This window comes from Sinomonas sp. G460-2 (assembly GCF_047759905.1).
Classification (GTDB): domain Bacteria; phylum Actinomycetota; class Actinomycetes; order Actinomycetales; family Micrococcaceae; genus Sinomonas.
This window is the reverse complement of sequence record NZ_JBKZWT010000159.1, coordinates 1-8347: the sequence shown is the minus strand read 5'-3', so window position 1 is coordinate 8347 and position 8347 is coordinate 1. Positions and strand designations below refer to the sequence as shown.

Genomic DNA, 8347 nt, shown 5'->3' with positions numbered 1-8347 from the left:
GCACTTCCGACCGGTCGGCAAGAATCAATCGGGCTGGAGCACGGGTAGGCCCATAGTCACCTGCGAGTCCGCCCCGTGAGAGCCGCGGTGACCTCGGAGACGAATCGCTCGGGCGCATTCCAGATGACGTCAGGCAGATAGCGGAGCTTCACGTAGCCGCTGAGCGTGGCCGAGTTGTCGCGCTCGCGGTCCCGCAGCATCGAGATCCGGTCGGAATGAAACGCGACACCGTCGATCTCGATGATGAGAAAGCCCGCGATCAGGAAGTCGACGCGGCCAATGCCCGGAATGAAGACTTGGGGCTCAACGTCGACTCCAAGCGCCTCGGCGAGTGGCAACAGCAACAGCAGGGCCTCGGCCTCCGGGAGCGATTCGACCCGTAGGTCGACCTTCCTGAGCGTTCGCAATGCGGGTCCGGACTTTCGGGCCGTGAGATCGTCCTCGAGGAGTTCGAGGCGTAGGCCGTGATTCTTGATCGCCGATACCGCGAGCGGCACGGCAGCTTGCTCGGGAAGGCAGCGAAGCGCATGCAGTAAGACGTCTTCGACCGCTGCCAAGGGCAGCGTGTGGTGTGGCCGGTATCTGAGCCCCCGGTGGATCGTCGCGTCGATGCGCGAGGCCAGGGCGAGCGAGCCATTCGCATGGCCGTGCCCGCACCCGAGATGATGCCTCGCCGGTTGGACCCGGATCCAGAGCCCGTAGTCGCGGGCCGCCGAGGCGCACGTGAGGACCGAGTTGCGCATGATGGCCGCGAGGAAGTCGCGACGGCAGTCAGCCGTGGCGTAGACGCCGCGCTTGGGCCGTCCGACGCGCCTCGACAACGAGGCGAGGTCGTTTCGGCTGAGTCCGGCCTCGAGAAGCGTCGCCGCGCGGGCCACGCCCCCGAGTGAATCAAGGAGCTGAAGGGGGTCCATCTCCCCAGCAAGCCATGGCCTGCTGGTGCCTGGGCCCTCCGGGGGCGCCTATGTGGATGACCGGCCGTCGTCGGTTCTGGGGAGGAGATTTGGGCGCTCCGGGTCTCCGCGATCCAGCCCGTTTATCTGGGCCCCGAGGATGCGTGTTTCGTGGACGCGCCGCCCTCCCGACCGGTTGGGAAGAAGCAACCGGGCCAAAGGGCGGCGCGGGGTGGCGAAGGGAGCGGTGCGGGGGAAATGCGGCCGGAGAAGCCGGCGTCAGCCCACGTGCACCCAGGGCCGCTCGGTCACGCGGGGCTCGGCCTCGCGCAGCACCTCGCGCGTCACGGGAGCGATCTCGCCCTCGCCGAAGAACAGGAACTTCGTGAGGTTCGTGACCGGATTGCCCTCGGTCCAGCGGAAGTAGATGTGCGGCATGAGGCCGGTCACGTTCCGCAGGTGCAGGAGGATCGCGGCGAGCGTGTTGGGCACGTTGTTCGAGTGGACCTCGAGCACCTTGAAGCCATGCCGCTTGACGCCGTGCACGTCGAGCTCCTGCTCGAACTCGGAGCTGTCGTCCACCACGACCTCGATGAACAGGATGTCCGCGTCCTCGGGCAGGTGGTTCGCGGCGCGCGCATGCTCGAGCTTCGTGCGGTACCGCTCGGAGTCGAGGCGCTGGGGTTCGTGCGCGATGAGGCGGATGGGCCCCTGGTCTACCTCGGCGAGGAACTCGAGCGCCTGCTCGTCGAGCCGGACGAGCGTGGCGCGGAGCTCGAACGAGCGCCGCACGCGGGACGCGAAGCTCACCACGACGATGCCCAGGATGAAGAGGGCAGCGATCCGGATGCCGTCGGGCCGCTCGAGGGAGTTGGCCACGGTCGTGTAGAGGAAGACGGCGCTGATGATGCCGAACGCCCATGTGAGCCCCCGCTGCCGCTTGCGCCACGCGGAGAGCGTCACGGCGATGGCCGCCGAGGTCATGAGCACCAGGACACCGGTCGCGTACGCGCCGCCCTGGGCGTCCACGTTCGCTTCGAAGATCCACGTGATGAGGAAGCCGATGGCCGTGAACACGAGCGTGAGCGGGCGGACGGCGCGGGCCCAGCCCGGCGCCATGCCGTACCGCGGCAGGTAGCGCGGCACGAGGTTCAGCAGGCCGGCCATCGCGGACGCGCCCGCGAACCACAGGATGGCGATCGTCGAGACGTCGTAGACCGTTCCGAAACCGTCGCCCAAGAACTGGTGCGCGAGGAACGCGAGGGCACGGCCGTCGGCCTTCCCGCCGGCCTGGAACTCGGCCTGCGGGATGAGCACGACCGTCATGAAGCTCGTCGTGATGAGGAACCCGGACATGATCGTCGCGGCCGTGGTGAGGAGGCGGTGGGTTCCGCGGATGCGTCCGGCCGGGTACTCCTCGGTGTCGCTCGGATCGCCCTTGATCTGCGGCATGACCGCAACGCCGGTCTCGAAGCCCGAAAGGCCGAGGGCCAGCTTCGGGAACACGAGGAGCGAGATGCCGATCATCATCCACGGGTCGCTGTGCTCGGTGGTGAGGGCCTTCCACCAGTCGACCACCGCGACGCCCTCGCCGAACAGGTGTCCGAAGCCGACCACCACGACCACGGCGTTGAGCACGAGGTACACGCCCACGAGCACCACAGCCACGTTGATGGCCTCGCGGAACCCGCGCAGGAACACGAGGCCGAGCGCGGCGAGCAGCGCGAGCGTGATCGTGACCTGCTGGCCGTGGAGGGCCTCCGGCACGAACGGGTTCTCGATGAGGTGGGCGCTGGCGTCCGCTGCGGAGAGCGTCATGGTGATCATGAAGTCGGTCGCGGCGAAGCCCAGGAGCGCGAGGACGAACAGCTTGCCCGTCCAGCGCGGCATGAGCCGCTCGAGCATCGCGATCGAGCCCTCGCCCTTGTGGCTCTCCTTCGCGACGCGGCGATACACCGGGAGCGCGCCGGCGAGGGTCACGGCCACGAGGATGATGGTCGCCATGGGGGAGAGGAGGCCGGCGGCGACGGCGGCGATGGCGGGCTGGTAACCGAGGGTCGAGAAGTAGTCGACGCCCGTGAGGCACATGACCTTCCACCACGATTGGGCCTTGTGGTGCTCCTTCGGGACGCCGTGCGGCCCTTGGTGCTGCCCCGAGACCTCGGGGATTCCCTCGAGGAGCCAGCGGCGGAAGCCGTGGCCCGTGCGCTTCTTCCGGTCCGAAGGTTCGGCCGGCGGTCGAGTAAGTGTAGTCATGATTCCCTGATCTTCCGGTGTCCTGCAGGGAGAGTAGTCGCGCAGACTCGGAGGGACCTGATTCTTGATGCGTTCTTAACAGCCGGTGTTGGCGGCCTCACAAAGATCACATCACACGCGGCGCGCTCAGGCGAGCGCCGTCGTCGTCGTTCGCGAGACGGTGTGTGGAAACAATGGGTGCATAGAAGGAAACATTGCTGTAGCCTGAATCACAACAGAACAAGCTATGGAGGGCACCCCTTTGAAAGAGCTCCGGATCGAGGACAACGGCCGGCTCGGCCCCATCGATTCCTCCCGCGTCCCGCGCTTCGCCGGGCCCGCGACGTTCGCGCGGCTCCCGCGCCTCGATCAGGTCGCGCACGCTGATGTCGCGATCGTGGGCGTCCCGTTCGACTCGGGCGTGTCGTACCGCCCCGGCGCGCGCTTCGGCGCGAACCACGTCCGCGAGGCGAGCCGCCTCCTCCGCCCGTACAACCCGGCGCTCGACCTCTCCCCGTTCGCGGAGGCCCAGGTCGCCGACGCGGGGGACATGGCCGTCAACCCGTTCAACATCCACGAGGCGATCGAGACGATCCAGCAGGACGCACTCGACCTCACGGCCGGCGGCACGCGCCTCGTGACCCTCGGTGGCGACCACACGATCGCCCTCCCGCTGCTCCGCGCCGCCGCGGAGCGCGCTGGCGGGCCGGTCGCGCTCCTGCACTTCGACGCGCACCTCGACACGTGGGACACGTACTTCGGGGCCGAATACACGCACGGCACCCCGTTCCGCCGAGCCGTCGAGGAGGGCATCCTCGACACCGACGCCCTGAGCCACGTGGGCACGCGTGGCCCGCTCTACGGCAAGAAGGACCTCGAGGACGATCGGCGCTTCGGCTTCGGCATCGTCACGTCCTCCGACGTCTATTACGAGGGCGTCCGCGAGGTCGTCGCGAAGCTGCGCGACCGCATCGGCGAGCGTCCCCTCTATGTCTCTGTGGATATCGACGTCCTCGACCCCGCCCACGCACCCGGCACCGGCACGCCCGAGGCCGGCGGCATCACGAGCCGCGAGCTCCTCGAGATCATCCGCGGCCTCCGCGGGCTCAATCTCGTGGGCGCCGACGTCGTCGAGGTCTCCCCGGCCTACGACCACGCCGAGCTCACCGGCATCGCCGCGAGCCACGTCGCCTACGATCTCGTCTCCCTCCTGAGCGAGCAGCCCGGCCGCGGGCTCGCCTCTGTGACCGAGCGGACGACGGCGGGTGCCCAGTGAGCGCCACGGCGGCGGGTCACGCCGCGGGTCACCAGCGCAACGGCGGCGACCTCGTCGTCGAGACGCTTGAGGCGCTCGGCGCGAAGACCGTTTTCGGCATCCCCGGCCAGCACGCGCTCGGCCTGTTCGACGCGATGGGGCGCGGCAACCTCAAGTTCGTCTCGAGCCGCGTCGAGAACAACTCGGCGTTCGAGGCGGACGGCTACTCGCGCGCGACCGGCGAGGTCGGGGTTCTCTTCCTCTCGACCGGTCCCGGCGCCCTGACCTCGCTCGCCGGGCTCCAGGAGGCGTACGCGACGGGCGTCCCGATGGTCGTCATTGCGAGCCAGATCCCGCTCGAGGGGCTCGGCGCGCGGCGTAAGGGGATGCTGCATCAGCTCGACGACCAGAAGGCCTCGGCGGCGAACGTCACGAAGAGCCAGCGGCTCATCCAGCACGCGTCGGGCATCCCGTCGGCGATCCAGGACGCGTGGACGGACGCGATCTCGTCCCCGCAGGGGCCGGTCTGGGTCGAGATCCCACAGAACGTGCTCCTGGACCCGATCATGGTCCCGCCCGTCGAAGACGCGCTCGCGGTCGCCGCGGACAACCCGCCTCGCGTCGAACTCGTGCGGGAGGCAGTCGCGTGGCTCGCCGCCGCGGACCGCCCCGCAATCATCGCGGGCGGCGGGACGCGCCGCGGCCATGCCGAGAAGCCGCTCCTCGCGATCGCCGAGCTGCTCCGCGCACCGGTCATCTGCACGCCCGGGGGCAACGGGGCGTTCCCGTGGACGCATCCGCTCTCGCTCCAGTCGTGGGTCGAGGACCGGCACATGACCGACGTGCTCGAGGACGCGGACGTGCTCGTGGTCATCGGCTCCTCGCTTGGCGAGGTGACCTCGAACTACTTCACGTTCGAGCCGCGGGGCCGCATCATCCAGATCGACGCGGAGCCGCGCGTCCTCGAGTCGAACCGCCCGGGTCTCGGCATCCGCGCCGACGCGGGCCAGGCGCTCGCGGCAATCCAGGGCGCGCTCGAGGCCGCGATGGCCGGGACACCGCTCGCGCCCGACTGGCACGGCCGGACCCCCGAGGCCCTCGTGGCTGATTCGCTGACCGCCGTCCGTGCGCGTCTCGAGGCTCAGGATCTCGGCAAGGAGCTCCGCTTCATGGCGGACATCCGAGCCGCCGTGCCGGACGAGATGCAGACGTTCTGGGACATGACGATCGCCGCGTACTGGGGCTGGAGCTGCTGGGACTCGCGCGCAGGCCAGTTCCACTCGGCGCAGGGCGCGGGCGGGTTGGGCTTCGGCTTCCCGTCCGCGATCGGCGGAGCGGTGGGGCTCGAGACGATCGGGAAGCCCTCGCGCGTGCTCGCCGTCTCGGGCGACGGCTCCGCCATGTACTCGATCAGCGAGCTCGCGACCGCGAGGCAGCACAACATCCCCGTCACGTGGCTCATCGTCGACGACGGCGGCTACGGGATCCTCCGCGAGTACATGGTCGGCGCGTTCGGGCAGGCGACTGCGACCGAGCTCGCCCGCCCCGACTTCGTGAAGCTCGCCGAATCGTTCGGGGTTCCCGCGCGCAGGGTCGCGCCCGAGGACGTGCGGGAGGCGCTCGAGGCGGGCTTCGCGGCGGACGGGCCGAACGTCGTCGTCGTCGAGACGCTCCTGCGGATGTTCGCCCCGACGCATCTGGGCGTCTAACCTCCCTCCGTCCAAGGGTCACCTTCCGTGGGTTACCCACCGTCCAAGGGTCACTTCCCGTGGGTCACTACCCACGGGAAGTGACCCTTGGACGCTTAAGGGACCCCGGTGTCTCCTCCCTCACATTAGTTTGCCTAAGCAACAGTTTCGGATATATAGTTGCGGTAAGCAATCAAACAAGGGAAGTGACCATGGCCGTCGAACCGCAATCAGTCCGAGCGCTGATCCACGGTGTCTTTGACCTCCAGCGAGTTCTTCGATGCCTCGCACACGAGCACAAATCCACCGAGGTCGGCACCGCGGAAGCCGGCGTGCTGCGCATGATCAGCGAGTTCGGCGGCCGCGCCGTGGACATCGCGGAGAAGCTCAGCGTGAGCGCTCCGGTGCTGAGCCGGCACATCGCCGAGCTCCACGACCGCGGACTTGTGACGCGACGCCCCGATCCCGAGGACCGTCGCGCCCAGCTGCTCGAGCTCACGGAGACGGGGAAGGCCCGGCTCGCCGAGATCGAGGAGGCGCGCATCGCGCTCATCCTCGAGCTCCTCGAGGGCTGGGACGAGTCGGAAGTCGAGGCCTGCGCGGCGTCGATCCGCCGCCTGACCGAGACCATGCGGGCCAGGAGCCACACGCTCAAGTCCGGCGCCTCCCTTGACCACACCGAATCCCAGAAGGAGGAAGAGCTTGCTGCCCGCTGATGCACCGGCTCCCGAAATGAGCCACCGCCAGATCCTGGAGGCCCTCTCGGGCCTCCTCGCCGCGTTCTTCACGGCGATCCTTTCGAGCACGATCGTCTCGAACGCACTCCCCACGATCATGGCGGACCTCAAGGGCAACCAGACCGACTTCGCCTGGGTCATCACCGCCTCGCTGCTCGCGAGCGCCGTGACGGTTCCCCTGTGGGGCAAGCTCGCCGATCTCTTCGACAAGAAGCTCCTCACGCAGCTCAACATCATCGTGTTCGTGATCGGCTCGGTCGGTGCGGGCCTCTCGCAGACCATTCCCGAGATGATCGGGGCCCGCGTGATCCAGGGCATTGGCATGGGCGGCCTCATGGCCCTCGCGCAGGCGATCCTCGGGACGCTCATCCCGCCGCGCAATCGCGGCCGCTACTCGGGCTACATGGGTGCGGTCATGGCCGTCGGCACCGCGGGCGGGCCGCTCCTGGGCGGATTCATCGTGGACTCGCCGCTCGGTTGGCGGTGGACGTTCTTCGTGTGCGTGCCGCTCGCGATCGTCTCGCTCATCGTCATCCAGGCCACGCTCAAGCTCAAGCACGTGCGCCGCCCCGCGAAGATCGACTGGCTCGGCACCATCCTCCTCACCGCCTCGGTCAGCACGCTTCTCATCTGGGTCTCGTTCGCGGGCCAGCCGGACTACTACGACTGGTGGTCGTGGCAGAGCGCCGCGATGGTGGGCGGCTCGCTCGTCGGCATCATCCTGCTCATCATCGTCGAGTCGCTCGTCTCGCAGCCGATCATTCCGCTCAAGATCATCGCGAACCGCACCACGGCCCTCAGCATCATTGCGTCCTCCGCGGTCGGCGTCTCGATGTACGCGTCGACGTCTTTCATCGGCCAGTACTTCCAGGTGGCCCGCGGCGCGACGCCCACCGAGGCCGGCCTGCTCACGCTCCCGATGATCGCGGGCAACTTCCTCGGCTCGGTCGTGACGGGCCAGCTCATCACGCGCTTCGGCCGGTGGAAGGCCTATCTCGTCACCGGCACCATGTTCATCGTCGGGGGCATGGGCCTCCTCGGCACGATCGACCACTCGACCGATCTCACGATCACCGGCGTCTATTCCTTCATCCTCGGCCTCGGCCTCGGCATGACCATGCAGAACCTCGTCCTCGCGGTCCAGAACACCGTCTCCGTCTCGGTCATCGGCGCGGCGAGCTCCACGGTCGCGTTCTTCCGCTCCGTCTTCGGCGCGATCGGCGTCTCGGTGCTCGGCGCCGTGCTCAACAACCGCTCGAGCGACCTCATCACGCAGGGCCTCGCGGCGAAGGGGATCCACGCGCCCGCCGGCAGCGGGGGTGCGAGCCTCGACCTCAAGGACATGCCGGCACCCATCGCGAATGTCGTGCGCGCAGCGTTCGGCGACGCGTCCGCGCGGGCCTTCCTCATCGCGGGCATCGTGGCCATCGTCGCGTTCCTCGCGGTCCTCTTCATCAAGGAGGTTCCGCTGCGCCGCACCGTGGACATGGCGAAGCCGGCCGACGGCGTCGCCACGCCCGAGGGGGTCGCGGCCCCTGT

General features: G+C 68.7%; 6 protein-coding genes. 4 read left to right on the top strand and 2 right to left on the bottom strand.

All coding sequences use genetic code 11. From position 1 onward, the window contains the following. Positions 1-56: 56 nt before the first annotated feature. Positions 57-914: a hypothetical protein gene (locus tag ACLN58_RS14180; protein WP_415855907.1), complete on the bottom strand. Its 858-nt coding sequence runs from the start codon at positions 912-914 to the stop codon at positions 57-59. A gap of 258 nt (positions 915-1172) precedes the next feature. Then, the gene (locus tag ACLN58_RS14175) at positions 1173-3149 is read right to left on the bottom strand and encodes an amino acid transporter (protein WP_415855906.1); all 1977 of its coding nucleotides are present in this window, start codon (positions 3147-3149) and stop codon (positions 1173-1175) included. Positions 3150-3390: 241 nt separating this feature from the next. Here ACLN58_RS14175 and speB point away from each other — a divergent pair, with 241 nt between their 5' ends. From speB to ACLN58_RS14155, 4 genes are all read left to right on the top strand, one after another. Beyond that, positions 3391-4404, top strand: coding sequence for an agmatinase (gene speB, locus ACLN58_RS14170; RefSeq protein WP_415855905.1), 1014 nt, complete (start codon positions 3391-3393; stop codon positions 4402-4404). Beyond that, positions 4401-6092: a thiamine pyrophosphate-binding protein gene (locus ACLN58_RS14165; RefSeq protein ID WP_415855904.1), complete on the top strand. Its 1692-nt coding sequence runs from the start codon at positions 4401-4403 to the stop codon at positions 6090-6092. The genes speB and ACLN58_RS14165 overlap by 4 nt, the downstream gene beginning before the upstream one ends. Before the next feature lie 191 nt (positions 6093-6283). Then, on the top strand, positions 6284-6787 hold the full coding sequence (locus ACLN58_RS14160; protein ID WP_415855903.1) for a MarR family winged helix-turn-helix transcriptional regulator: 504 nt from the start codon (positions 6284-6286) through the stop codon (positions 6785-6787). A gap of 16 nt (positions 6788-6803) precedes the next feature. Then, on the top strand, positions 6804-8347 hold a 1544-nt coding region (locus ACLN58_RS14155), incomplete at its 3' end, for an MFS transporter (protein WP_415855902.1).